General features: G+C 67.6%; 23 protein-coding genes. 8 read left to right on the top strand and 15 right to left on the bottom strand.

Going from position 1 to position 23,819, the window contains the following annotated elements; translation table 11 throughout:
- Positions 1-222 precede the first annotated feature (222 nt).
- Positions 223-1,194: a LysR family transcriptional regulator gene (locus GFD32_RS05430; protein WP_163575549.1), complete on the top strand. Its 972-nt coding sequence runs from the start codon at positions 223-225 to the stop codon at positions 1,192-1,194.
- A 5-nt stretch (positions 1,195-1,199) separates the two neighbouring features.
- On the opposite strand, the gene GFD32_RS05425 is transcribed toward GFD32_RS05430, so the two are convergent.
- Positions 1,200-3,077, bottom strand: a complete 1,878-nt coding sequence (locus GFD32_RS05425) for an ABC transporter ATP-binding protein (RefSeq protein ID WP_163575548.1) — start codon at positions 3,075-3,077, stop codon at positions 1,200-1,202.
- A gap of 98 nt (positions 3,078-3,175) precedes the next feature.
- Between GFD32_RS05425 and soxR the strand changes: the two genes are divergently transcribed.
- Positions 3,176-3,643 carry a redox-sensitive transcriptional activator SoxR gene (gene soxR, locus GFD32_RS05420; RefSeq protein WP_163575547.1) on the top strand — a complete coding sequence of 156 codons (468 nt, stop codon included), beginning with the start codon at positions 3,176-3,178 and terminating at the stop codon, positions 3,641-3,643.
- 114 nt (positions 3,644-3,757) lie between these two features.
- Here the strand turns inward: soxR and GFD32_RS05415 are convergent, their stop codons facing one another.
- The 6 genes from GFD32_RS05415 to GFD32_RS05390 form a co-directional block, all read right to left on the bottom strand.
- Positions 3,758-3,976: a hypothetical protein gene (locus GFD32_RS05415; protein WP_163575546.1), complete on the bottom strand. Its 219-nt coding sequence runs from the start codon at positions 3,974-3,976 to the stop codon at positions 3,758-3,760.
- Positions 3,977-4,104: 128 nt separating this feature from the next.
- Entirely contained in the window at positions 4,105-4,251 is a 147-nt protein-coding gene (locus GFD32_RS05410) for a hypothetical protein (RefSeq protein ID WP_163575545.1), read from the bottom strand.
- Positions 4,252-4,412: 161 nt separating this feature from the next.
- Positions 4,413-5,315 (bottom strand): PA4780 family RIO1-like protein kinase, encoded by a 903-nt coding sequence (locus GFD32_RS05405; RefSeq protein ID WP_163575544.1) that lies wholly within the window; start codon positions 5,313-5,315, stop codon positions 4,413-4,415.
- A 32-nt stretch (positions 5,316-5,347) separates the two neighbouring features.
- Positions 5,348-6,748 carry an ATP-dependent RNA helicase DbpA gene (dbpA, locus tag GFD32_RS05400; RefSeq protein ID WP_163575543.1) on the bottom strand — a complete coding sequence of 467 codons (1,401 nt, stop codon included), beginning with the start codon at positions 6,746-6,748 and terminating at the stop codon, positions 5,348-5,350.
- Positions 6,749-7,003: 255 nt separating this feature from the next.
- On the bottom strand, positions 7,004-8,011 hold the full coding sequence (locus tag GFD32_RS05395; RefSeq protein ID WP_163575542.1) for a zinc-dependent alcohol dehydrogenase family protein: 1,008 nt from the start codon (positions 8,009-8,011) through the stop codon (positions 7,004-7,006).
- Between the two features lie 59 nt (positions 8,012-8,070).
- Positions 8,071-9,261, bottom strand: coding sequence for a M24 family metallopeptidase (locus GFD32_RS05390; protein ID WP_163575541.1), 1,191 nt, complete (start codon positions 9,259-9,261; stop codon positions 8,071-8,073).
- Between the two features lie 135 nt (positions 9,262-9,396).
- On the opposite strand from GFD32_RS05390, the gene GFD32_RS05385 reads away from it, so the two are divergent.
- Positions 9,397-10,128 carry a YebC/PmpR family DNA-binding transcriptional regulator gene (locus GFD32_RS05385; RefSeq protein WP_163575540.1) on the top strand — a complete coding sequence of 244 codons (732 nt, stop codon included), beginning with the start codon at positions 9,397-9,399 and terminating at the stop codon, positions 10,126-10,128.
- Between the two features lie 7 nt (positions 10,129-10,135).
- Here GFD32_RS05385 and GFD32_RS05380 read toward each other — a convergent pair whose 3' ends face one another.
- From GFD32_RS05380 to GFD32_RS05355, 6 genes are all read right to left on the bottom strand, one after another.
- The gene (locus GFD32_RS05380) at positions 10,136-13,192 is read right to left on the bottom strand and encodes an efflux RND transporter permease subunit (protein WP_163575539.1); all 3,057 of its coding nucleotides are present in this window, start codon (positions 13,190-13,192) and stop codon (positions 10,136-10,138) included.
- A gap of 2 nt (positions 13,193-13,194) precedes the next feature.
- The gene (locus GFD32_RS05375; protein WP_163575538.1) at positions 13,195-14,277 is read right to left on the bottom strand and encodes an efflux RND transporter periplasmic adaptor subunit; all 1,083 of its coding nucleotides are present in this window, start codon (positions 14,275-14,277) and stop codon (positions 13,195-13,197) included.
- An 84-nt stretch (positions 14,278-14,361) separates the two neighbouring features.
- Positions 14,362-16,128, bottom strand: coding sequence for a sensor domain-containing diguanylate cyclase (locus GFD32_RS05370; RefSeq protein ID WP_163575537.1), 1,767 nt, complete (start codon positions 16,126-16,128; stop codon positions 14,362-14,364).
- 99 nt (positions 16,129-16,227) lie between these two features.
- Entirely contained in the window at positions 16,228-16,668 is a 441-nt protein-coding gene (locus tag GFD32_RS05365) for a DUF4399 domain-containing protein (RefSeq protein ID WP_163575536.1), read from the bottom strand.
- A gap of 152 nt (positions 16,669-16,820) precedes the next feature.
- Entirely contained in the window at positions 16,821-17,048 is a 228-nt protein-coding gene (locus GFD32_RS05360) for a hypothetical protein (protein WP_163575535.1), read from the bottom strand.
- 59 nt (positions 17,049-17,107) lie between these two features.
- Positions 17,108-17,719, bottom strand: coding sequence for a LysE/ArgO family amino acid transporter (locus tag GFD32_RS05355; protein ID WP_163575534.1), 612 nt, complete (start codon positions 17,717-17,719; stop codon positions 17,108-17,110).
- A gap of 117 nt (positions 17,720-17,836) precedes the next feature.
- Between GFD32_RS05355 and GFD32_RS05350 the strand changes: the two genes are divergently transcribed.
- The 5 genes from GFD32_RS05350 (at position 17,837) to GFD32_RS05330 (ending at position 21,464) form a co-directional block, all read left to right on the top strand.
- Entirely contained in the window at positions 17,837-18,706 is an 870-nt protein-coding gene (locus GFD32_RS05350; protein ID WP_163575533.1) for a LysR family transcriptional regulator ArgP, read from the top strand.
- Positions 18,707-18,753: 47 nt separating this feature from the next.
- Entirely contained in the window at positions 18,754-19,689 is a 936-nt protein-coding gene (locus GFD32_RS05345) for an aldo/keto reductase (protein WP_163575532.1), read from the top strand.
- A 7-nt stretch (positions 19,690-19,696) separates the two neighbouring features.
- Complete coding sequence (locus GFD32_RS05340) at positions 19,697-20,371, top strand: MFS transporter permease (RefSeq protein ID WP_163575531.1); 675 nt, start codon at positions 19,697-19,699, stop codon at positions 20,369-20,371.
- Between the two features lie 212 nt (positions 20,372-20,583).
- Positions 20,584-20,895: a hypothetical protein gene (locus tag GFD32_RS05335; protein WP_089683633.1), complete on the top strand. Its 312-nt coding sequence runs from the start codon at positions 20,584-20,586 to the stop codon at positions 20,893-20,895.
- 182 nt (positions 20,896-21,077) lie between these two features.
- Complete coding sequence (locus GFD32_RS05330) at positions 21,078-21,464, top strand: septal ring lytic transglycosylase RlpA family protein (protein WP_163575530.1); 387 nt, start codon at positions 21,078-21,080, stop codon at positions 21,462-21,464.
- A gap of 112 nt (positions 21,465-21,576) precedes the next feature.
- Here the strand turns inward: GFD32_RS05330 and yghU are convergent, their stop codons facing one another.
- On the bottom strand, positions 21,577-22,452 hold the full coding sequence (gene yghU, locus GFD32_RS05325; RefSeq protein ID WP_163575529.1) for a glutathione-dependent disulfide-bond oxidoreductase: 876 nt from the start codon (positions 22,450-22,452) through the stop codon (positions 21,577-21,579).
- Positions 22,453-22,540: 88 nt separating this feature from the next.
- Positions 22,541-23,758, bottom strand: coding sequence for a DNA glycosylase AlkZ-like family protein (locus GFD32_RS05320; RefSeq protein ID WP_163575528.1), 1,218 nt, complete (start codon positions 23,756-23,758; stop codon positions 22,541-22,543).
- Positions 23,759-23,819: the final 61 nt, after the last annotated feature.

The following is a 23,819-nucleotide window of genomic DNA, read 5'->3' as shown; positions in this document are numbered from 1 at the left end:
GACTTGGCTTTCGACCGGAATCGGCCCTTGCCCGACATCATTCATGTCGTTCGGTGGCGTCGTGATTCGACATCGGCAAACGTTTCCGAATGGCACCTTAGTCAGTGGGCGCGCATTTGATTAGTCCGCTCGACAGGGAAATACTGTCCCAATGGCGGGACAGTCTTCATGCAGCCGTTCTCGTCTGGACTCGACACTCCCCTGACGCTGCAGGACACAAACATGCTGCAGGATCTCAATGACGCTCTGATCTTCGCCAAAGTCGTGGAGCAGGGCAGTTTCATCGCCGCAGCCAAGCAGCTGCGTCTCTCCAAGACCACCGTCAGTCGCAAGGTGCAGGCACTCGAACGGCGACTGGGTTCTCGGCTGCTGCATCGTACGACGCGTCGCCTCAGCCTGACCGAGGCCGGTTCCGTCTACTTCGATTACTGCAACCGCATCGCTCACGACATTCGCGAGGCGGAGAGCGCCGTCCAGCGGCTCGAGGACACCCCGCGTGGCTGGCTGCGGATCACCGCCCCTTTCACCATGTGCACCGAATTCACCACGGCACTAGTGCGGGACTTTCGCGAACGCTACCCAGAGGTAAAAATCGATCTGGTGCTCTCCAACGAGCGCCTCGACCTGGTCGCACAGCAAATCGACGTGGCGCTGAGAGTCGGCCCCCTGCCCGACTCCACGCTGGTGGCACGCCCCCTGGCTCGCTACCGCTCCTTCGTCTATGCCAGCGAGGGCTACATCGCGCGTCATGGCGAGCCTCGCGAGCCGGCCGACCTGGCTCATCTCCCGACCCTGGCCAAACACACCGATCGACGCGGCCAGCATCACGTCTGGATGCTGCGCAACGGTGCCCAGCGCCAGGAGGTCGAGATCGACCCGATCGCCATCGCCAACGACCCCTTCGTGCTACGCGGACTGCTGATCGATGGCTCGGGGCTGATGCTGGCCAGCGAGATCGTCGCCTGCCTGGGGCCCGAGGAGCAGCGATTGCGCCGCGTCCTCGAGGGTTGGGAGGGGCCGGAAGTGGAACTGCACGCGGTTTTCCCCGTCGGCACCCTGGTGCCGCCCAAGGTGCGCACCTTCGTCGACTTCGTGGTGGAACGCGTGCGTCTCGAAAGCCTGTCGTCGCCCGACGCCTGGCCCCCGACCCAGCCACGGGTGGCCACCCACGAACCCCTGGACGCCCCCGCCTGACAGCCCTAGGTGGCCGCCTCGCTCGCGACCGTCTCGCCATCGACATCCACGCCGATGAAACCGCCGGACTGGCGGCGCCACAGGGCGGCATAGAGGCCGTCGCGAGCCAGCAGTTCATGGTGGGAGCCGCTTTCGACGATGCGCCCCTCGTCGATCACCACCAAGCGGTCGAGCATGGCGATGGTGGAGAGCCGGTGGGCGATGGCGATCACCGTCTTGCCCTCCATCAGCGCGTAGAGCTGTTCCTGTATCGCCGCCTCCACTTCGGAGTCGAGCGCCGAGGTAGCCTCGTCGAGCACCAGGATGGGGGCGTTCTTGAGCAGCACCCGGGCGATGGCGATGCGCTGGCGCTGGCCGCCGGAAAGTTTCACCCCGCGCTCGCCCACGTGGGCGTCCAGGCCGCGGCGGCCCTGGAGGTCCACCAGATCGTCGATGAATGCATCGGCATGAGCCCGGCGCACCGCTTCCCGGATCTGCTCCTCGCTGGCCTCGGGACTGCCATAACGGATGTTGTCGCGCACCGAGCGGTGTAGCAGCGAGGTGTCCTGGGTGACCATGCCGATATGGCGGCGCAGCGACTCCTGGGTCACGTCGGCGACGTCCTGACCGTCGATCAGGATGCGCCCGCCTTCCAGGTCGTAGAAACGCAGCAAGAGGTTGGCGAGCGTCGACTTGCCGGCCCCGGAGCGGCCGATCAGCCCCACCTTCTCGCCAGGTGCGATGGTCAGATCCAGGCCGTCGAAGACGCGGTTCGCCTCGCCGTCGGGGCGCTCGTAGCCGAAGCGCAGCGCCTCGAAGCGGATCTCGCCGTGCGGTACCGTCAGTGCCGTGGCATCGGGGGCATCCTTGACCGCCGGCTCCCGGGCGATGGTGTTGATGCCGTCCTGCACCGTGCCGATGTTCTCGAACAGCCCGGCCACTTCCCAGAGAATCCAGTTGGACATGAAGCGAATGCGCATCACCAGGGCGATGGCCACGGCGATGACGCCCAGCGATACCGCCTCCAGGTACCAGGCGCCGATGGCCATGGCCGCCACCCCCGCCAGCAGCAGCGAATTGAGCAGGGTCAGGCTCACGGTGAGGCCGGTGGCCAGGCGCATCTGGCGATGCACGGTGGTCATGAAGCCCTCCATGGCATCGCGGGCGTAGGCCTGTTCGCGACGGGTGTCGGCGAACAGCTTGATGGTCTGGATGTTGCTGTAGCTGTCGACGATGCGCCCGGTCATCACCGCCCGGGCATCGGCCTGAGCCATCGACACCGCTCGCAGGCGCGGTACGAAATACCACATGATCGCCACGTAGCCAGCCAGCCATACCACCAGCGGCAGCATCAGCCAGGGCTCGGCCTGGCCCATCAGCAGCATGGCCCCGGCGAAGTAGACGAACACGTAGACCAGCAGGTCCATCAGCTTCATCACCGTCTCGCGGATCGCCAGCGCCGTCTGCATCACCTTCTGGGAGACCCTTCCCGCGAACTCGTCCTGATAGAAGGCCAAGCTCTGGCCCAGCATGTGGCGGTGCGACAACCAGCGACCGATCATCGGATAGTTGCCGAAGATGCTCTGGTGAGTCACCAGCGACTGCAGCAGGGTCACCAGCGGCAGGCCGATCACCACCAGTGCGGCCATGCCGACTAGGCGCCAGCCGTACTCGGCGAAGAAGCCTTCGCGGTCCGCGGCGCCCAGCCAGTCCACCAGCTCGCCCATGTAGCCGAAGAAGACCACCTCGACGGCAGAAACCAGGCCGGTCAACACCGACATGACGATCAACAGCGGCAACACCGGCCGCGAGAAGTGCAGGATGAAGGCGAACAGCCCCTTGGGCGGCGTTCCGCGTTGGTCCGCCGGATAGGGGTCCACCAGATTTTCGAAGTAACGAAACATGGCTGCAGTCCGATTGCGTTCAGGGTTGCGGGCACCACTTGCCCGATATCCGTTGGCAGGTTAAAACCTCAAGTTAAGTCGAGGTCAAGGAGAGCGAGATGTCCGTTTCACTACAGCGTGAACTCAGTGTCGGCGAGGTCGCCCAGCGCAGCGGCCTGGCGGTTTCGGCCATCCACTTCTACGAAACCAAGGGGTTGATCGCGAGCCGTCGCAACGCCGGCAATCAGCGCCGCTTCTCCCGCGAGGTGTTACGCCGCCTGGCGATCATCAAGGTCGCCCAACGTACCGGCATCTCGCTAGGCGAAATCCATGAGGCCTTCGCCACCCTCCCCGAGCATCGCGCCCCCAATGCCGACGACTGGCGACGCCTGTCGGCAGGCTGGCGGGAGACCCTGGACGAGCGCATCCGTTGCCTCACCCAGCTGCGCGACCAGCTCGACCACTGCATCGGCTGCGGCTGCCTGTCGCTCGCGGAGTGTCCACTGCGCAACCCCGGCGACGAACTGGGCGACCAGGGCTGCGGCGCCCGCTTGCTCGAGCCGGCAACGAGCCAAGAAGCCCCTTGATCGGCGCGGCTCTCGAATGCCGGACCCAGGCATCATCGGACGGAACCGTCGCGCATGCCACGGGATGGTTCGCCCGCCCCGGCAGTCGGCGCTGCCGGAAGCGAGCGGGGATGCCTACGACTCGTAGGGTCGCGACCAGACGTCATCCGGCTCGTGGCGCCGCAGAATGGCCTCGGCTTCCGGCTTCGTGTTGTCCGGCACGATCACCTTGATCTGATGGGTCTCCTCGTCGTGATAGAGCTTCTCCCGAGGGAAGCCCTCGGAAACCAGCTCGTCGAAGGCGTTGATGGCCTTTTGGGCCTCGCCATACGCTGCCGTGACGGTCTGAGTCATCTCACCCTCCTAGCTGGCTTGGCGGCACGACCCGCCCTGCAAGCGAGCACCGCAGCACCGGGTCAGCCGACTTCTCATGTTGGTAAGTCGTCGAGCCATTACGGCTCGTACCCTCAGTATAGCCACGCTCACATGTCATCCAGTCGATCGCTATCGGCCAGCGCCTGGGCGATGCAGGCCATGAAGGCACGAATGCGCGCCACCCGGCGCAGGTCGGGGTGGGTCAACAGCCACAGCTCGGTCGCCAGCTCGGCTATCGGTTCACCGACACGCAAGTGAAGCGCGAGATCGAGCGGCTGGAGCGCGCCGATCTTTACCCGACATGGCCGCAGCGGCCATATCGTGGCGCTGCTGTGGCCGATCCACTATTCGCTCTACTACCTCGGCGTCAGCGTGCTGCCGCCCCAGGTCACCTACGGCGTGCAAGCCGCCGGGCTCAACGCTCCCGCTGTGACTCCTGCCACTCCTCGGCAGCCTCTTCTACGCCGGGCTCATCGCCGCGGTCACGGGCTCCCTGACGATAGGCCTCCTCCTCGCGTACGTCGTCGATCACGGTCATCAGCTCGCCCACGTCCACGGTGCTAGTGTCGTGCTCGAAGCAGCCGGTCAGCGAGCTTTCCGGATGCAGCTCTCCGGCCTCGTATAGCGCCCAGATCTCCTTGCCGTAATCGGTGGCCAACAGCTCGGGGGCAAAACGACCGAAGTAGCGGCGCATGTTGTCCACGTCGCGCTCGAACATCATCTCGGCACTGTTGTTGCCGGCAGCGTCCACCGCCTGGGGCAGATCGATGATCACCGGTCCGTCGGCGGCCAGCAACACGTTGAACTCGGAAAGGTCGCCATGGATCAGGCCCGCGCACAGCATCTTCACCACGTCGCGAACGATCTTTTCGTAGTACTCACGAGCCTCCTCGACGCTCAGGGTGACGTCGTCCAAGCGCGGGGCGGTCAGGCCCTCGGCATCGCTGATCATCTCCATCAGCAGCACACCGTCGATGAATCCGTAGGGCTGCGGCACCCGCACATCCGCCGCCGCCAGCCGGTAAAGGGCATCGACCTCGGCGTTGAGCCAGGCCTGCTCCTGCTCCTTCTGACCGTAGCGGGTCTTCTTGGCCATGGCCCGTGAGCGGCGGCTGTTGCGCTCGCGGCGCCCCTCCTGGTACTGCACCGCCTGCTTGAAGCTACGCTGCTTAGCCTCCTTGAAGACCTTGGCGCAGCGCAGCTCGTCGCCCGAACGCACCACATAGACCTGCGCTTCCTTGCCACTCATCAACTGGGCCTCGACCTGGTCGATCAGGCCGTCATCGAGTAGCGGCTGCAATCGCTTGGGTACCTTCACCTTTCCCCCTTTCCGTTTCCCTGCACAGCCAATCAGCGGCTGATGCGCCGGGCGCGAAACGAGCGCCCCTTGAGTTTGCCCGTTTCGAGCTGGGCGAGCGCCGTCTTGGCCACCTCACGATCGACAGCCACGTAGGCACTGCGCTCCAACACCTTGATCTTGCCGACCCGGGCACCGTCGATGCCGCCATCGCCGGTCAGGGCACCGAGAATGTCGCCGGGGCGAACCTTCTGCTTTTTGCCGCCGTCGAGCTGCAGCGTCGTCATGTCCGGTTCGAAGGGCGCTAGTGCCAGCACGTCGTGCGCCGGCAATGGCGCCTCCTCGAGCGGCTCGCCGAGAAATTCGGCCAACCGCTGGAGCCGATAGGCCTCCGGCTCGGCGACCAGGGTACACGCCATGCCCGAGCTGCCGGCACGTCCGGTACGCCCGACTCGATGCACGTGCACCTCGAGATCGCGGGCGATTCGGTAGTTGAACACGGCGTCCAGCGCCTCGATGTCCAGCCCACGCGCCGCCACGTCGGTCGCTACCAGGATGGAGGCACTGCGGTTGGCGAACAGTACCAGGGTCCGGTCGCGGTCGCGCTGCTCCAGGTCGCCGTGCAGTGCCAAGGCACTGAAGCCCGCTTCGCAGAGGGCGGCGGTGACCTCTCGGGTCTCGCGCCGGGTATTGCAGAACACCACGCTGGAACACGGCCGATGGTGCAGCAACAACAGGCGCAGCGCGATGAACCGCTGCGTTTCGTCCGCCACGCGGTAGACGCGCTGGCGAATGGTGGTCTCGTCATGGGTCTCGGCCACCGCCACTTCGGCCGGGTCCTGCATCATCCGCTCGGCAATGGGTCGGATGGCATCGGTATAGGTCGCGCTGAACAGCCAGGTCCGACGGCTGGCCGGGGTCTCGGCGACGATAGCCTCCATCGCGGCCTGAAAGCCCATGTCGAGCATGCGGTCGGCTTCATCGAGCACCAGGGTATCGAGCGACGACAGGTCGAGCCGGCCCTTGCGCAGATGCTCCTCCACCCGCCCCGGAGTCCCCACCACCACATGCGCACCATGGGCCAGCGAGGCACGCTGCGGGCTCAGGGGTGCCCCACCGCACAGGGTCAGCACCTTGACGTTGGGCAGACTGCGCGCCAGCCGACGGATCTCGCCGGCCACCTGATCGGCCAACTCTCGCGTGGGGCAGAGCACCAGACCCTGAACGCGAAAGCGCGTCACGGCGAGACGCGACAGCATTCCCAGCCCGAAGGCCGCGGTCTTGCCCGAGCCGGTCTTCGCTCGGGCCAGCACGTCTCGGCCCGCCAGCATCGGCGGCAGGCTCTGGGTCTGGATCGGCGTCATGGCGTGGAAGCCGAGCGAATCGAGATTGGCCAACAGCTCCGGGGCCAGCGGCAACGAGGCAAAGGCCTCATCGTGGGGAGAATCGGACACGGAACGAACCTGTAACGAATTGAGGCGATTGCCCGGGCGGGCCAGCGAGCTGAGGCGGGTTGCCAAGAGACGGGCGCCGAGGGAAAAGGTGGCGAGCAAAATAGCAGAAAGAGGCAGGCGATGTCGCACTATCCATGCGCCGGCAACGGCCCGCCAGCGCACCCGGAGTCAGGGAAGGTCCGCGGGATGACGCCGACGCTCCCCCGGAAAGCCCCGGCACCGCCGCCAGTGCGCCGCCGGGTGAAGCGGGCGGGATTACCAGCGCAAGCAGATCTTGCCGAAGTGACGCCCGGACTCCTGGTGACGAAAGGCCTCGGCAGTCTCCTCGAGCCCGAAGGTCGAGTCGATCACCGGCTTGATGCCGCCCGCCTCGATGGCGCGAATCATCTCCCGCTGGTGGCGACGGCTGCCGACGATCAGCCCCTGCAGACGCGCCTGCTTGGCCATCAGCTTGGCGGTGGGAATCTCGCCTTCGCGACCGGTGAGCACGCCGATCAGCGAAATGTGCCCGCCGATGCGTACCGCATCGATGGATTCCGGCAAAGTGCCAGGGCCGCCCACCTCGACCACGTGGTCGACGCCCTCGCCGCCGGTCAGCGACTTCACCGTCTTGCCCCACCGAGGGTTGTCGCGATAGTTGATGGTGTGCTCGGCACCCATCTTGCGCAGCCGGGCGAGCTTGTCGTCCGACGAGGAGGTGGCGATCACCCGCGCGCCCATCAGCCGCGCGAACTGCAGGGCGAAGATCGACACCCCGCCGGTGCCCAGTACCAGCACCGTATCGCCGGCCTTGAGGCCGCCGTCCACCACCAGCGCCCGCCAGGCGGTCAGCCCCGCCGTGGTCAACGTCGCCGACTCGGCATGCGAATAGCCGGCGGGCTGGTGGGTGAACCAGTGCGAGGGGCGCACGATCCGCTCGCGGGCGTAACCGTCGACGCCGTCGCCCGGGGTGGTGGCGAAGTTGCCGAGCCGTGCCGGCCCCTCCAGCCAGGGCGGAAAGAAGGTGGAGACCACGGCATCGCCCACGGCGAACTCCTCGACGCCCTCGCCCACGGCCTCGACCACGCCGGCCCCGTCGGACATGGGAATGCGCTCATCCTCCACGGGGATCATCCCCGCCACCACGCCATAGTCGTGAAAGTTGAGCGAACTGGCGTGCAGGCGCACCCGCAGCTCAGCGGGGCCGGGCTCGCCCGGCGCTTCCACCTCCTGCACCTGTAGCTTGTCGAGGCCGCCGGGGGCCTTCAGGGTCACGACCTTCATGCAATCTCCTCGTCGTCGATGGGTGCTGGGTGACAGGGTGCGGGCGATGCCCACGGCCTTCAACCGCCGATCTCGTGCAGTTGCCAGTCGTTGTCGGTCAGCGCTTCGCCGCCACCTGGCGTGACGCGTACGGTATCGCTAAGCCCGATACCCCATTCGCCCGGCCGGCGCAGACACAGCGGCAGATGGAAAACCATGTTCTCTTCGAACTCGCGCGCCTCCCCGCGGGCGATGAAACCGCTACCCTCCACCCAGCTGGGCGGGAACTGCGCCCCCACCGCATAGCCGAACACGCCGGAGAAGAACAGCTCGCCGGCCTGCGGCGCGAGCACCGCTTCGGCGGCGCGGGCGGCGGCATCGAAGGTGTTGCCGGGGCGCATCTGCTCGCACAACGCCTCGTAGAGCGAACGACACAGATCGCGCACGCCTTGCATCTCGGCACTCGCCCGACCGGCCACGGCAGTGCGCATCATGGGTGCCGTATAGCGTTGGTAGGCCGAGCCGAACTCCAGGAATACCGGCTCGTCCCCGCCGATCAACGTGCGCTTGTGGTTGACGTGGATGGTGCCGATGCGCGTCCCGGACGTGACGATGGGCTGCAGGCTCATGAACTCGCTGCCCGCCGCCAGCAGCGCCCGGGCGCCCTCCGCGGCCACCTCGTTGTCGGTGACGCCAGGGCGGATCGCCGCCACGGCGGCATCGAGCCCCACCGCGGTGAGTCGCGCGCTCTCGCGCAGGCAGTCGAGCTCGGCCGGCGTCTTGACGATGCGGATGGCATCGAGCAGCTCGCCGCCGTCGTCGCGAAAGCGCTCGGCACCGAGACGCGACTGCAGCTCGCGGATCACCCCGAAACGCAGCCCGGCGCCGAAGACGTCGACGCCGATGGTACGATAGGGCGCGAGCGCCTCGGCCAGCGGGTCGATCACCTCCTCGATGCCTTCCCAGCGGTAGCCGACGATCTCGTCCACCGTGGCGGTGACCACCGCCGGGCCCGTCTCGATGGAGGGCACCTGCAGCACCAGCCGGTCGGCGGTGACGACCAGGGCGGTGTACACCGAGACCTCGAAGGTGTGATAGCCGGTCAGGTAGAAGATGTCGGCCGGGTCGGTGAGCAGCAACGCCTCCAGCCCCGCCTCGCCCATGGCCTGGCGAACCCTCGCACGGCGCGCGGTGAACTCGGCATGGGCAAACGGCAGCTCGCTCTCGGCGAGCCGCCCGGCGAGCTGGTCGCGATAGGCATGGTGATCCATGGCGCCTCCGGGCAGGTGGGTGACTAACGGCAGTGTAGTCGTGACGTGTATCGGTCACGGCACGAAATAGTCCTGTTCGCTCCCCGTCCGGTTTCGTAGAATCCGCCTCGTGTATCGACGCCACAGGACAATACAATGGGCAGGGCCTTCCAGAACCGCAAGGAATCCATGGCCAAGACGGCCGCCGCCAAGACCAAGGTGTACAGCAAGTACGGCCGCGAGATCTACGTCTGCGCCAAGCAGGGCGGCACCGACCCCGCCGGCAACCTGGCGCTGCGCGGGCTGATCGAACGCGCCAAGAAGGATCAGGTGCCGAGCCACGTGATCGACAAGGCGCTGGACAAGGCCAGCGGCGTGGGCGGCGAAGACTTCTCGCCGGCACGCTACGAGGGCTTCGGGCCGGGCAGCTGCATGGTCATCGTCGACTGCCTGACCGACAACCCCAACCGTACCTTCGGCGACGTACGCGCCTGCTTCAACAAGGCCAAGAGCAAGCTCGGCACGCCGGGCAGCGTCAGTCACCTCTTCGACCACTGCGCCATCCTCGCCTACCCCGGCGAGGATGAAGACACCGCGCTGGAGGCGTTGATGGAAAACGACGTCGACGTCACCGACATCGAGAACGAGGATGGCCGCATCACCGTCTTCGCTCCGCACACCGAGTACGCCAAGGCCAAGCAGGCGCTGCTGGATGCCTTCGGCGAGCTCGAGTTCGAGGTCGACGAAATCCAGTTCGTGCCGCAGACCGTGACCCCGGTCGAGGGCGACGACGTGGCGCTGTTCGAGAAGCTGATCGACTCCCTCGAAGACCTCGACGACGTGCAGCGCGTCTTCCACAACGCCGAGCTGCCGGAGTCCGCCGAGTAAGGGCGGTTCAGCGGGCGCGCCCGATCCGCAGCACCAGCAAGCAGGGGGTGAGCAGCAGCGTCAGGCCGGTGGCGAAGGTCAGCCCGCCGGCAATGGCGCTGGAGAGCTGCGTCCACCACTGGGTGGACGGTGCTCCGAAGCCCAGGCTGGGTTCGAGCAGATTGACGTTGACCCCCAGCACCATGGGCGTGAGCCCCAGCACCGTGGTCACGGCGGTGAGCAGCACCGGGCGCAGGCGCAGCCCGCCGGCTTCCAGCGCCGCCTCGCGGGGCGGGAAGCCCTCGCCGCGCAGCTGGTTGTAGGTATCGATCAGCACGATGTTGTTGTTCACCACGATCCCCGCCAGGGCGATGATGCCCATGCCGACCATGACGATGCCGAAGGGCTCGCCGTTGACCAGCAGTCCCAGCAGCACGCCCGCCGTGGAGAAGACGATGGCCGAGAGCACCAGCGCCGCCTGGTAGAGGCTGTTGAACTGGGTCACCAGGATCAGCGCCATCAGCCCCACGGCAACGAGGAAGGCCGTCATCAGAAAGGTAGCGGCCTCCTGCTGCTCTTCCTGTTCGCCGGCCACCCCCACCGTGACGCCTTCGGGCGGCTCCCCCGCGGCCTCGAGCAGCGCCGCGAGCCGCTCGTCGGCCTGGTAGCCCGGCGCGACATCGGCCGCCAGGGTGATGGCACGACGCCCATCGATGCGCTGCAGGGTGCCCACCTTGGGCGCCGGCTCGAGTTCGGCGAAATGTCCGATCGGCACCTGGCCACGTGCGGTGTTGAGGGTCAGCCGGCCCAACTGGTCCAACGAGCGCCACCGTTCGGGCAGGCGCACGCGGATGTCCACCTCATCGCGGGCACGCTCCGGCCGATAGCTCGCCACCTGCAGCCCGGTGGTGACCAGCTGCACGGCATTGCCCACCGCCGCCACGTCGGCCCCCATGCGCGCCGCCGCCTCGCGGTCGACGTTGAGCCGCCACTCCACGCCAGGCAGGCTGCGGTTGTCCTCGATGTCGCGGAAACCGCCGAGTTGCGACATCTCGGCGCGCAGGGCATCGACGGCGGCCAGGATCCGGGCCTCGTCGTCGCCGCTCACCTCGAGCTGGATCGGCTTGCCCGGGCCGGGGCCCATTTCCTGTTCGCGGAACTCCAGCACCACCCCGGGTAGATCCGCCGTGCGCTCCGCCATCTCCTCCATGATGCGGTTTGCCGGACGGCGCCGCTGCCAGTCGATGAGCTGGAACTGCACGGTGCCGATGACATCGTTGCCGAGCTGTTCGTTGGGCGTGGCGTAGGAGCGCGCGTATAGCGCCTCGACTTCGCTCATCCCGGCCAGTCGCGACTCCACCCGCCGCACCACGGCATCCTTCTCGACCGCCGAGAAGTCGCCGCGAGCGCGTACCAGCACCTGGGCCGTTTCCGGCTCGACCTCGGGAAAGAACTCCACGCCGTGGTTGAAGCGCGCATAGCCGGTGTAGATCACCGCCATCAGCAGCAATGACAGCATCAGCGTCAGCCAAGGGTGGGCCAGCAGGCGCGCAAGCAGCGACCGGTACAGACGCCCGCCGCCGGTGATCAGCGCTTGGGAACCGACCGGCACCGCCACGCGACGGGTGAGCACACCGCCCAGTGTGGGCAGAAATATCAATGCCATGGCCAACGAGGCCAGCAGGCAGAGAATCACCGTGGCCGGCAGGTACTTCATGAACTCGCCCACCACCCCCGGCCAGAACAGTAGCGGCGCGAATACCGCCAGCGTGGTGGCGGTGGAGGCGATCACCGGCCAGCTCATGCGATGGGCGGCGTTGATCCAGGCCTCCCGCGGCGGCTGCCCCTCACGCAGGTGTCGGTCGGCCAGTTCGCTGACCACGATGGCACCGTCCACCAGCAGCCCGGCCACCAGGATCAGCGCGAAGAGCACCACGATGTTCAGGGTATAGCCGATGGCCCAGATCAGCAGGATGCCGGTCAGGAAGGCCCCCGGTATGGTCAGGCCCACCATCAGCGCGTTGCGCACCCCCATGACGGCGAGGATCACCACCAGCACCAGCACCACAGCGGTGACCACGTTGTTGAGCAGCTCGGAGAGCATCTCCTCCACCATGTCGGACTGATCCATGATGGTGGTCACGTCGAGCCGCTCGGGCAGCCGCTCGCCAGCCGCTTCGAGCACCTCGCGTACGCCCGCCACGGTGGCGATCAGGTTGGCGCCGGCGCGCTTGGAAATCTCCAGCACCAGAGCGGGGTCGCCATCGATGCGCGCGAAGCCATCGGGATCCTTGAAGGTGGGGCGAATCCAGCCCACATCGCCGAAGGTGACCACGCGGTCGCCGTCGACCTTGACCGGCATATCGAACACGTCAGTGAGCGACTCGATCACCCCCGGCACCTTGACCGGTGCGCGGCCGGCGCCGGTATCCAGGCTGCCCGCCGCCACCAGGCGGTTGTTGCGCGTCACCAGGTCGAAGAGCTCTGCGAAGTCGACGCCGTAGCTCTCCAGCACCAGCGGGTCGACTACCACTTCGAGCAGCTCCTCGCGCTCGCCGCCGACCTCCACCTCCAGCACCTCGGGGATGCTTTCGATGGCGTCCTGCAGACGGCGCGCCACGGCCAGACGCTCGGCTTCCTCCAACGGGCCGGAAAGGCCCAGCGAGAGCACCGGAAAGAGCCCCACATTGACCTCGACCACCCGTGGCTCCTCGGCCTCGTCGGGCAGCTCGGCATTGGCGATGTCGACCTTCTCGCGCACGTCGGCCAGCGCCTGGCGCGCATCGAAACCGGCGTCGAACTCCAGCATCACCGAAGCGTGGCCCTGGCTGGCCTGGGAGGTCATCTTGCTGAGCCCCTCGATGGTGCGCAGCTCCTGCTCCATGGGGCGCACCAGCAGCCGCTCGCCATCCTCGGGACTCACGCCCTCGAGCACCAGCGCGACATAGATCATGGGGATGGGGACGTCGGGGTTGGCTTCCTTGGGCACCACCTGCCAGGCGGCAATACCGGCGGCCAGCAGCGCCACGAGCAGCAGCAGGGTGGTGCGCGAACGGTCCAGCGCGGCCTCGATCAGGGTGCGCATGCTCAGTCCATCCTCTCTCCGCTCTCGGCGGCCACGGTCTCGACCCGCTCGCCCGCCGCGACGAAACCGCCGCCCAGGGTGATCAGGCGCACCCGCTCGGGCAGCCCGGCGACGCGCGCCGTATCGGTATCGGCATCCACCAGGGTGACCGGCGAAACCACCACGCGGTCGTCGTCGAGGTGCTTCACGGCGAGCTGTCCGGCATCGTCGAGCACCAGCAGTGCCGAGGACAGGCGATGCACCCGACGCGAGTCGCGCCTGATCGACAGGGTGACGCTGCCGCCGGCCAGTCGCCGCCGCTCGGCGTTGTCCAGGGTCGCCTCGAGGTAGAAGGAGCGCGTGGCCGGATCGGCCCGGCGCGATACATGGGTCAGCTCGCCGCTCAGTCGCGAGCCGTCGAGCAGTTGCGCTTCCACCGCCAGCCCAGGCTCGAGGCCCAGCGCCTCGCGCTGGGCCACCCAGGCACTCGCCGTCAACTGGCGGTCGTCCACCAGCCGTCCGAAGGTCTCACCCACCTGCAGCACCTCCCCACGCTCCACGTCGAGGCGGTCGAAAACGCCGGCAAAGGGTGCCTGCGGCCGGGTCTGGTCGAGCGCCTCGCGCAGCTCGGCCACCTCCGCCGCCGCGGTGCTGACCCCGGCCTGCAACCGGAGCAACTCGAGACGCGAGCTCAGTTCGCGACGCTGCAACTCTTGGGCACCGGCAAGTTCGGCGCGGGCCCGGGCGAGCTCGTCTTCGGCCCGCGCCAGCTGCGCTTCTAGGGCGTCCGGCGCCAGACGCAGCAGCACCTCTCCTGCGTCCACTCGCTCTCCCAGCGCCACCGGCAGCTCGGCCACGCGCCCTGCCCGACGGGTGCGCAGTTCGAGCTCGCGAATCGGTTCGAGCTGCCCTTGGGCCACCAGCCGCGGCGTATAGACCTCGGCCTGGCTGTCGCGATACTCCACTCGCGTGGGCGCCGAACGCTCGCTGTCGGCCGGCGGCGGAGCGTTCTGAAACCGCTGCAGGTCGCCGAAGGCGAGCCACAGCAGCAGCCCAACCAGCAGCACGGCAGCCAGCAAATAGGAGGTGGGGGGACGGCGTGGCATGGACGTTTCCTTGTCGGTGCCCAAAAGGGCGATGCGCTCGTCAGTGTATCGGGCGATGGCCGCGTCCGGCGACCCTGGCCGGACCTATCTCAGCGTAGACCGGGCAATGCGTTCGTTCTCGACGATACCGGATTCGGCCTCATGGCCGGGGCGATTCAGCACGACACGATTGCGACCTGCCCGCTTGCCGCGATACAGCGCCTGGTCGGCGCGCTCGAGCAGCGACGCGGTGCTCTCCCCAGGCACGTGGCTGGCCACGCCCAGCGTCGCGGTCAGGATCACGTCGTCGCCGTTCTCCAGGCGCAGCGGGCGGCTGGCCAGCTCGAGGCGCAGCCGTTCGGCGATATCCAGGGCCTGCGCGGCGTCGCGCCCCGGCAGAACCAGCACGAACTCCTCGCCCCCGTAGCGGCACACCGTATCCTCGTCGCGCACCGCATCGCGCATCACCTTTGCCAGGTGCTGCAGGGCGCGGTCGCCTTCCAGATGCCCCCAACGGTCGTTGAAGGCCTTGAACCGGTCGAGATCGAGCATCACCAGACTGAGCGGCTTGCCATCGGTCACCGCCGCCTTGGCCGCGACCGCCAGATACTCATCCAGGTAGCGACGATTGCTGAGGCCGGTGAGCCCATCGGTGTAGCTCATGCCGTGCAGCCGGGCCTGTTCGTCGAGCAGATTCTGGCGCTCGCGGTGAAGCAGACTGATGCGGTCGGCCAGGGCCAGCGACAGCAGGGTCACCTCGATGGCCGAGCCGAGCTGGAAACCGTAATAGGTCAGGAAGTGATGCGGCAACCAGCCGTAGGTGGCCAGGATGAAGACCGCCGCTCCCAGCACCAGCGCCCCCCACGCCAGCAGCAGCCAGCGCGCTGGCCGGAAGCGGCGGCACAGTGCGCGGATGGCGGACACCAGGAACAGCCCCATCACGGCGGTGCCGAACAGCGAGAAAAAGATCAGCGTCGGGTGCCCGGGGTGAGTCCAGGCCAGGGCAATGCCGATCGCCGCGAACCAGCCCACGGCGCGCAGGCAGCGACCCAAGAACGGATCCTCACGCGGCATCAGCAGGAAGCGACGGCAGAACTGCAAGGCACTGGTGGCGCCCACCGCCAGGGCCGTGAACATCAGTGCCTCGTTGGTGGCGATGGACAGCGACGGCCACACTTCGTGCAGCAGGCCCTTCTGGCCGATGAAGTAGCCGGCGATTCCCAGCACGAAGCCGAGGTACCAGAAATAGCTGGAATCGCGCAGGCTGAGCAGCAGCACGCTATTGTAGAGCGCCAGCCCCAGTACCAGCCCCAGATAGAGCCCCTGCCCCAGCGTGAAGGCGCGCCAATCCCGCGCCAAGGCTTCCGGGGTCTGCAGGTGCAACCCGAAGCGCAGCGACTGGGTGGAATCGATCTTGAGCAGGTAGGTGTCGGGCGTCTGCACCGAAAAGATCGGCCGCCAGGCCGGCTGCGACTCGCCGGTCAGGGGTTGCATGGCATACCGCGCCACCGGCTGCCAGGCGACCGTATCATCCGGCTGGTGGCGGTAGAGAGCGACGTCGTGCAACAGCGGGTTGTCGAGGTGCAGAAGCCGAGAGCCATTCGGCTCCGGCAGCGTCACCGCCAGCCAAACCGGCTGATCGACGATGCCCAGACTGTAGCGCTCACCCGCCGGCAACGCACGACCCGGCAAGGCCGAGGGGTCCGCCACGGGCGGTGAGGTATCGGCATGTTCCAGCAACCGCAGGCTCATCGGCGCCTCGTCGCGGGCCAGCGCCGCCGACCCGGACAGCATCAGCCCGCACACCAGCAGCGCCAGGACGCGAAGTCCCCACCGCCAGCGCGCTACTGGTCCGATGCCCCCCTGTACCATGCCCCAGCCTCATCGATTGGCGATTGGTCACCCCTACCAAAGCGCCTAGTTTGCCTGGCTTCTGCCGCGGGGCAAAGTCGGATGAGCCGGGGCAGCGCCCTATTCGACGGTGATGGTGATCGCCTCGGAGGCCACCGGGGGATCGAAGCTCACATGGCGTTCGTCCATGAACAGCAGCTGCAGGCGGTGCTCCCCGGGCTCCAGCTCTACCTCGGCCTGCGTCTGACCGCCGCCGAAATGGCGGTGATGGTCGTCCGTGGGCAGCGGCGCATCGAGGTCGACCTCGTCCAGGGTCGTGTCCACCAGCAGGTGGTGATGGCCCGTGCCCTCGGCCTGGGTGCCCGCGGGCGCCACCCCCATGCCCTCGAGCCCCATGCGTACCGTCACCGGACTCGACAGCGTCGCTCCGTCTTCCGGTGAAATGAAATAGACCTCGGCGTCGGCGTTGGCCTCCCGGCGCTCCATCTCTGCCATGGCAGGCATGGCGAGCAGAAGAACGCCCACCACCACGGCCAGACGGCTTGCATTCAGCGTGTTCATGGCGATACCTCCCTCGCGCGAGTGATACGTCGTCTCCCGGAGGCAGCCGTTTGTGCCCCGGCGAGCGTGGGCCGGCGCGAACCGGCCACCACTCCAGTGTAGAAGCCCCGGCAAGCATTGCCGCGGTGCACACGAGAAACGTCACCGTGACCTCACGAGGACGAGGCGGGAGACGTCGAGACATGGCCCTCGAGCACCTCGCGGATCTCCTCGATCTCGAGGGTCTCGCGCGATTCGAGGGCTTCGGCAAGCGCATCGAGCGCCTCGCGGTGCTTCTCGAGCAGCGCTCGTCCGTGGCTCTCGAGTCCGGAGAGCAGCTGGCGCACCTCCTCGTCGACCAGGCTCGCCAGGGCCTCGCTGCAGTCCCGCGGCTGGGCCATCCATGTCCAGGGCACGGTTGCCGGGTCAATGCGCCGCCGTGACACGCCCCGGCGGCCCCTCACGCCACGGGCGGTTGAACGGCCAGCTGCACGGCGATGGCAGCCAACATCACGCCGATGGCGCCATCGATGGCCCGCCAGGCCAGCGGCCGCGACAGCCAGGGCGACAGCGCCGCACCGCCCCAGGCCAGCAGGGAGAACCAGGTCACCGAGGCGCTGGCGGCCCCCGCCAGAAACAGCCCCGCACTCTCCTGCTGGGCTCCCACGGAAGGAATCAGCAGCAGGGTGTCGAGGTAGACCTGGGGGTTGAGTATCGTCACCGCCAGCGTGGCGAGCAGCACCTGGCGGCGAGTACGCCCATCGCTGGCGGCGGCATCGAGCCCGACGCGCCCCTGCACGGCACGGTACAGCGCCTGTCCCGCCAGCCAAGCGAGAAAGATCACCCCCAGCCAGCGCAGCACGTTCATGGCCTCGGGCGCCGTCAGCAGCAAGGCACCGACCCCGAACATGCCCGCCGACAGCAGCAGCACGTCGCTGCTCATGCACAGTCCGGCCGACCACCAGTGATGCTGCCGGCGCACTGCCTGGCCCAGTACGTAGGCGTTTTGCGCGCCAATGGCGACGATGATGCCGCCACTGACGAGAAATCCGGTGACGAAGCTTTCCAGCATGCGCCTGACTCCCGATTGCCGGGGTGAATCACCGCCGGGTGCGAACGAAGGAAGCCAGCCTAGCGCGAAGCCGATATACTGAAAAATCATTCTCCTAATGCTGCATCAGTTTTACTTATGCTCGACTACAAGCTCCTGGAAGCACTGGCCACGGTCATGGAGTGCGGCGGCTTCGAGCGTGCCGGAGAAGCCCTGAGCCTGTCGCAATCGGCCGTATCCCAGCGCATCAGGGCGCTGGAGATTCGCCTCGGCCAGCCTGTGTTGGTTCGTCACCCGACCCTGGCTCCGACGCCGGCGGGCCAGCGCCTGCTCAACCACCTGCAGCAGGTACGGCTGCTCGAGCGCGATCTGTCTACCGCCCTGCCCACGCTGGAAACCGCGTCGCCTCGGCTGCGCATCGCGCTCAACGCCGACAGCCTCGTCACCTGGTGGGCAGCCACCATCGGCGACTACTGCCGCCAGGCCGGGGCGCTCCTCGATCTGGTGATCGAGGATCAGGACGTGGGCCTCAAGCGACTGCGCGACGGCGACGTCGCAGCCTGCCTGTGCGCCAACCCCCAGCCGATTGCCGGGGCCCGCTGCATCCCCCTGGGGCGGATGACCTACCTGCCACTGGCCACGCCGGACTACATCGACCGTCACTTCCCTGATGGCCCGGGCGAAGCGGCGTTCCGCCACGCACCGGCGATCATCTACGGTCCCAATGACCAGTTGCAGCACCGTTTCCTGGCCCGCTGCGGCTACCACGGCCCCTTTCCCTACCACCTGTGCCCCTCCTCGGAAGGCTTCTTGCGCCTGGCCCGCGCCGGGCTGGGCTACGGCATGATTCCCCGCATGCAGGTGGAAGAGCGGCTCGCAACGGGAGAGCTGGCCAGCGTCGTCCCGGGAGAGGTTCTCGAGGTACCGCTCTACTGGCACTTCTGGCGTCACAGCGGCAGCCTGCTGGCCGGGCTCACGACACAATTGGAGGCGGTGGAACTGAGCTGATGCCGGTAGCGTCTACACTGCCCACAGTTCCCGTATCGGAGAGTTCCATGCTCCCGGAACCGCGCCGCTTGACGCGTCGCCGCCTGCTCGGCGGGCTCGCCGCACTGGCCGCCGCCTCGGCGCTGCCGCCGCTGGGCACCCGCGCAGCGCACGCCGAGATCGCCTCTCGCCAGCTGCCCGCCGGCAACCTACGCCTGCCGCTGGTGGGGCTGGGCAGCTGGATCACCTTCAACGTCGGCAACGACCCGCAGCTGCTCGAGGCGTGCACCGCCGTCATGCGAGCTTTCTTCGAGGGAGGCGGACGACTCATCGACTCCTCGCCGATGTACGGTTCGTCGCAGGCCACCATCGGCCACGCCCTCGCCGAGCTCGATGCCGTCGAGCCGGTCTACGCCGCCGACAAGGTGTGGACCTCGAACCCCGACGAAGGCCCCGGCCAGATCGAGGCGTCGCGGCGCCACTGGGGGGTGCCGCGCTTCGAGCTGCTGCAGGTGCACAACCTGGTGGCCTGGGAGGCGCACCTGGAGACCCTGCTGGCCATGCGCGAGGCCGGTGAGGTTCGCCACGTGGGCATCACCACCTCTCACGGTCGGCGCCACGAGGCCATCGAACGCATCATGCGCGAGGCGCCGATCGACTTCGTGCAGCTCACCTACAACATCGTCGACCGCGAGGCCGAACGCCGCCTGCTGCCGCTGGCCCGCGAGCGCGGCATCGGCGTGATCGCCAACCGCCCCTTCCAGCAGAAGCGGCTGATTCGCCGCCTGGAGGACAAGCCGCTACCCGACTGGGTGGCCGAGACCGGGGCAAGCAACTGGGCACAGTTCATCCTCAAGTTCATCGTCTCTCACCCGGACGTGACCTGCGCCATTCCCGCTACCACCCGGGTCGACCACGTGCGCGAAAACCTCGCTGCCGCCCGCGAGCCGTTGCCGGATGCCGCTCTGCGCCGGCGCATGGCCGACTACGTGGCCACGCTATGAGGGCGCCATGAGCGAGTGGTTGAGCTATCGGCCTCAGGACTTCCTGATGTTCTCGCCACGGGTCTACGAACGCCTCTTCGTGCTGCACAACGAAGCGCTGTGGCCCACTCCCCTGCTTGCCCTGGCCCTGGGCGCGGCGCTGCTGCTGGCGCTCGCCTTCCCGCGGCCGGTGAGGATTCGTGCGGGGCTCGTCCTGCTCGCCGCGGCCTGGGCGTTCGTCGCCTGGGCCTTCCTGTGGCAGCGCTACGCGCCCATCAGCTGGGGCATTCGCTACGTGGTGCCGCTGTTCGCGCTGGAAGCGCTGCTGCTGCTCGGTCTCGGCCTGAGGCGGGGCGGGCTGGCGCTGCCCACCGGCTGGCCCCTGCCCCGCGGGCTGGGGATGGCGCTGGTCGCCTATGCCGTCTTCCTGCACCCCCTGACCGCACCGGCGCTCGGCCGCGGGCTGGCCGGTGCCGAAGTGATCGGTCTGGCTCCGGACCCGCTGGCCATGGCCACGCTGGGCATGGCAGCCATGATTCGCCCGACATGGCAGGGCTGGGCCCTGCTGGTCATTCCCGCCCTGTGGTGCCTGGCCAGCGCCCTCACCCTGTACCTTCTCGACAGCCCCGGCGCCTGGCTGCCACTGCTGGCCGTGCTGCTCGCCGGCGTGGCGCGATTCTGGCCACGCCGGACGCCGGCCTGACCTCGCGACCCGCCCTGTCTGAGCCCGTCGGATCGAGGTCTCGGCAGGAAGGGGCATGCCCTGCCCGCTTTTCTCCCCGCCCGAGGGCGAGGGTGCCCGCGGTCATTTGCTGAAACCGGTATGAGAAACCGGTATGATAGGCCGGTCACATCGGCATTACGGAGTACTCAGCACGATCGATCAGTCCATCCAAGCCTGCACGGGAGGTTCGCATGAAGGTCTACAAACCGGAGTGGCGGTGCACGTTTAGCGTAAACGAAGGCGTGGAGGCAGCAGCCAGCTTGAAGGAGCGTATCGCCTGGCGGCTGCGTGAGTTCGCCGACCGACTGGACGGCGGCGGAAGAACGATCAAGATCGACTGTGACGTGACACCGCAGGTTAGCCGCCAAGAGGTGGACACCTGCCTCGGCAAGGGCTTCGAGGTGACCCAGAGCCTGCTCACTCAGCTCGCCCACCAGGCCGCCTGCGAAGACGTCATGCGCGATGCCAAGGCAGAACTGTTCGAAGAAGACAGAACGCACTGAGTTCTGCCCCCCTGCAAGAAGCACCGCACGCCGAAACGGCCGACCATCGTGTCGGCCGTTTCGTCGATGCCTCGACACGCTTGCCGCCACTGACGGCACCGGTTACCATCCACACGCCACCCAGGCACCTCATCATCGCTGGCCGCGATCCCCGCGCCACACGAGCCTCGTGAGGTAACACCATGGGAGCCATGACCCGTTCCGCCCTGGCCATATGCCTGGCCATTTCGTTGAGCACCGGCCTTGCCGGCACGGTCCAGGCCCACGACGCCAGCCCCAACGCCCAGCGTGGCGTGGCATCCTACTACAGCGACCGGTTCCAGGGCCGTACCACTGCCAGCGGCGAGCCCTTCGACCAGCAGGCGCTGACGGCCGCCCATCCCAGCCTGCCTTTCGGCACCCGGGTGCGCGTCACCCGGCCGGATACCGGCAATGCGGTCGAAGTGCTGATCAACGACCGCGGCCCATTCGTGAAGGGGCGAATCATCGACCTCTCCAAGCGTGCCGCCAGGCAGCTCGGCATGCTCCATCGCGGCACCGCTCCGGTACTGGTCACCCGCGTCGACTGACTCACTCCTCACGCCGGTGCAGGCATTTGCACTCGTCTCGCCGGCAAAAGAGAGCGCGCGTCTCAGAAAAGAGACAGCGGCACTACCCTGTGAATGCCCTCGATGACCCTCGTCACTGGGAAGTTTCCAGCTTGTCCTCGATCCGCGTCTCGAAGTCGCTGGCGGCGTGGCGCTCGTGGAGCTGCATCGCCGGCTCGCCGAAGGTGCGATTGACCATGCGCCCGCGCTTCACCGCCGGGCGGGCGTCGATCTCGCGAGCCCAGCGCTGCACGTTGGCGTACTCCTGCACCTGTAGGAACTCCCCGGCGTCGTAGAGCCGGCCCAGCGCCAGTTGGCCGTACCAGGGCCAATTGGCGATATCGGCAATGGTGTAGTCGTCACCGGCCAGGTAGCGCGTCTCGGCCAGGCGACGGTCGAGCACGTCGAGTTGGCGCTTCACCTCCATGGCGAAACGATCGATGGGGTATTCCAGCGCCTCCGGCGCGTAGGCGTAGAAGTGACCGAAGCCTCCGCCCACATAGGGCGCGCTGCCCATCTGCCAGAACAGCCAGTTCAGGGTCTCGGTCCGCGTGGCGTGATCCTTCGGCAGGAACTCGCCGAACCGCTCCGCCAGGTAGAGCAGGATGGCACCCGACTCGAACACCCGGGTCGGCGGCGTGGTGGAGTGATCCATCAGCGCCGGGATCTTGGAGTTGGGGTTGACCTCGACGAAGCCGCTGCCGAACTGGTCGCCCTCGCCGATGCGGATCAGCCAGGCATCGTATTCGGCATCCCGGTATCCCAGGGCCAGCAGTTCCTCTAACAGGGTGGTGACCTTCACGCCGTTGGGGGTGCCCATGGAGTAGAGCTGGAAGGGGTGCTCGCCCACCGGCAGCGCCTTGTCATGGGTGGGGCCGGCCACCGGCCGATTGATGCTGGCGAAGGTGCCGCCGCTGGCTTTCTCCCAGGTCCAGACCTTCGGCGGGGTGTACGCGGTATCTTGGCTCATGAACGCTCCTGATGGGATGTTGACGTGGCGTACCCACCATATGGGGATGGAACGGACGCATACCAATAGCACGACAACGGATAGCCTGCTATGTTTTGATCCGCGACTCCTGCCAGGCGCGTCGCGCCTCCCGACCGAGCCCCCTGGGAAGGACGAGGCGCGTGGCGCCGAGATAGTCGAGGAAATGCCGGGCGGCCTGGCGAAGCGCCTCCGGCAGGCCGTCGGGCAGCCTCGCTGGCTGGATGTCCGACTCCCAGTGCCAGGCAAGGAGCGTCAAGGTGCCCTGCCGGCACTTGGCGTCGAAGCGGGCGACGAAGCGCTCACCCCAGAGTACCGGCAGCACGTAGTACCCCCAGCGACGCTCGGCCTGGGGCTTGTAGACCTCCCAGACGTAATCGAAGCCGAACAGCTGGGCGATGCTGCCCCGATCCCACATCAACGGGTCCAGCGGTGCGAGAAAGCGCACCTCGGGCTCCTCGGAGCCACTCATGCCCGGAACCCCATCCAGCACCGCGAGGGCTGCCGGCGTGGCCCAGTGGCGGACGCCTTCCACGTCGAGTTCGATCAACTCACTGGCGGCGATGGCCCGGGCGGCGATGCGGTCGCGCTCGGCACGCGAGCACGGCAGCGACCACACGGCGCCATCGGCGGTGGGCCGCAGCAGCCCGGCGGCCTGCACACGACGCACCACCAGCCGCTGCAGGGCGTCGTCCTGCGCGGCGTCCGGCATACCGGCACCCTGTGGCAGCACGCGCTCGGGCAGATCGTAGGCATGGCGACCGCCGATTCGATGGTGGGTCATCAAACGCCCGCTATCCCACAACGCCTTGAGCAGGTGCCGCGAGCGCTTGGGCCCGTACCAGCTGCCGCGCAGTGCCGGGTCGGCCCGCTGATCGCCGAGTTCGAGACTGGTGGCGGGGCCGCCGCGCTCAACCTGGTCGACCAGGTTGCGGGCTTCCGGCGAATCGACGTCCACGCCTCGCTGGTTCCAGCGCCGGGCGAACCAGCGATGAAACGGCGCCTGGGCCCACCACTCCTGGGGCTGGATCAGGCTGGCCTGCTTGTCCCAGCCATCGACCAGCAGCCGCCGACGATAGGCGGCATCCTGCCATGCGCCCTGGCGGTAGCCGGGCACCCGGGCCTGCAGGACCAGATCCGGATTGGTACCGACCGGCGCCAGCGGGTCGTACTGAATGGTTCCCAGGCGATGCACGATGGTCGCCAGCGACGCTGCCCGGAAGTGATAACGCACCAGCAGGCGGCGGGCGTCGGCGCGAGTCAAGGTGAAGCGTTGCTGAGCGGTCACCGGCGGTCCTCGTTTCAAGACACCCACGTAAAGTCGAAACACCCCAGCCGAACGCCACGGC

This window comes from Halomonas faecis (assembly GCF_010993975.1).
In the GTDB taxonomy this organism is placed as follows: Bacteria; Pseudomonadota; Gammaproteobacteria; order Pseudomonadales; family Halomonadaceae; genus Halomonas; species Halomonas faecis.
The sequence above is the reverse complement of the archived record's forward strand: the minus strand, read 5'-3'. Positions and strand labels throughout refer to the sequence as shown.

Excerpts from the sequence above, each read along its gene's own strand:
- GFD32_RS05370 (WP_163575537.1), bottom strand. The coding sequence starts at position 16,128 with ATGGTACAGGGGGGCATCGGACCAGTAGCGCGCTGGCGGTGGGGACTT.
- GFD32_RS05385 (WP_163575540.1), top strand. The coding sequence starts at position 9,397 with ATGGGCAGGGCCTTCCAGAACCGCAAGGAATCCATGGCCAAGACGGCC.
- GFD32_RS05415 (WP_163575546.1), bottom strand. The coding sequence starts at position 3,976 with ATGACTCAGACCGTCACGGCAGCGTATGGCGAGGCCCAAAAGGCCATC.
- GFD32_RS05380 (WP_163575539.1), bottom strand. The coding sequence starts at position 13,192 with ATGCGCACCCTGATCGAGGCCGCGCTGGACCGTTCGCGCACCACCCTG.
- soxR (WP_163575547.1), top strand. The coding sequence starts at position 3,176 with ATGTCCGTTTCACTACAGCGTGAACTCAGTGTCGGCGAGGTCGCCCAG.
- GFD32_RS05340 (WP_163575531.1), top strand. The coding sequence starts at position 19,697 with ATGAGCGAGTGGTTGAGCTATCGGCCTCAGGACTTCCTGATGTTCTCG.
- GFD32_RS05335 (WP_089683633.1), top strand. The coding sequence starts at position 20,584 with ATGAAGGTCTACAAACCGGAGTGGCGGTGCACGTTTAGCGTAAACGAA.
- GFD32_RS05395 (WP_163575542.1), bottom strand. The coding sequence starts at position 8,011 with ATGAAGGTCGTGACCCTGAAGGCCCCCGGCGGCCTCGACAAGCTACAG.
- GFD32_RS05365 (WP_163575536.1), bottom strand. The coding sequence starts at position 16,668 with ATGAACACGCTGAATGCAAGCCGTCTGGCCGTGGTGGTGGGCGTTCTT.
- GFD32_RS05375 (WP_163575538.1), bottom strand. The coding sequence starts at position 14,277 with ATGCCACGCCGTCCCCCCACCTCCTATTTGCTGGCTGCCGTGCTGCTG.
- GFD32_RS05390 (WP_163575541.1), bottom strand. The coding sequence starts at position 9,261 with ATGGATCACCATGCCTATCGCGACCAGCTCGCCGGGCGGCTCGCCGAG.
- GFD32_RS05345 (WP_163575532.1), top strand. The coding sequence starts at position 18,754 with ATGCTCCCGGAACCGCGCCGCTTGACGCGTCGCCGCCTGCTCGGCGGG.
- GFD32_RS05355 (WP_163575534.1), bottom strand. The coding sequence starts at position 17,719 with ATGCTGGAAAGCTTCGTCACCGGATTTCTCGTCAGTGGCGGCATCATC.
- GFD32_RS05430 (WP_163575549.1), top strand. The coding sequence starts at position 223 with ATGCTGCAGGATCTCAATGACGCTCTGATCTTCGCCAAAGTCGTGGAG.
- GFD32_RS05360 (WP_163575535.1), bottom strand. The coding sequence starts at position 17,048 with ATGGCCCAGCCGCGGGACTGCAGCGAGGCCCTGGCGAGCCTGGTCGAC.
- GFD32_RS05425 (WP_163575548.1), bottom strand. The coding sequence starts at position 3,077 with ATGTTTCGTTACTTCGAAAATCTGGTGGACCCCTATCCGGCGGACCAA.
- yghU (WP_163575529.1), bottom strand. The coding sequence starts at position 22,452 with ATGAGCCAAGATACCGCGTACACCCCGCCGAAGGTCTGGACCTGGGAG.
- GFD32_RS05350 (WP_163575533.1), top strand. The coding sequence starts at position 17,837 with ATGCTCGACTACAAGCTCCTGGAAGCACTGGCCACGGTCATGGAGTGC.
- GFD32_RS05330 (WP_163575530.1), top strand. The coding sequence starts at position 21,078 with ATGGGAGCCATGACCCGTTCCGCCCTGGCCATATGCCTGGCCATTTCG.